At 45.3% G+C, this 256-nt stretch carries 1 protein-coding gene; it reads left to right on the top strand.

Annotated elements, in window-relative coordinates; translation table 11 throughout:
• Positions 1-256 (top strand): response regulator (locus tag SB847_RS21570; RefSeq protein ID WP_486304286.1); only part of this gene is annotated, 256 nt, incomplete at both ends.

Here is a 256-nt window from a genome sequence, read left to right as displayed (position 1 = left end):
AGTTTTGGTTTTCAGGTACGCCATTTTAGTGATGCACAGGAGGTTGCATCAGTTAGTGGTGTTGAACCAGACGTATTACTCGTCGACCATCGTGCTGCGCCGTTAGAGGTGCTCGAAAAAGATCCGGTACTATTCTGGCAGGAATGCTTAAAAGGTTTCACGTGCCCGATTTTATTTACAGGCACAGATGAGAATTTTACCGTCAGGCTTCAAGCTTTGCGTAGTGGAGGTAGTAATTACTTTACCAAGCCACTAG

Origin of the sequence: Bacillus sp. SIMBA_026 (assembly GCF_046535335.1) — a bacterium.
Taxonomy (GTDB): Bacteria; Bacillota; Bacilli; order Bacillales; family Bacillaceae; genus Bacillus; species Bacillus velezensis.
The sequence above is the reverse complement of the archived record's forward strand: the minus strand, read 5'-3'. Positions and strand labels throughout refer to the sequence as shown.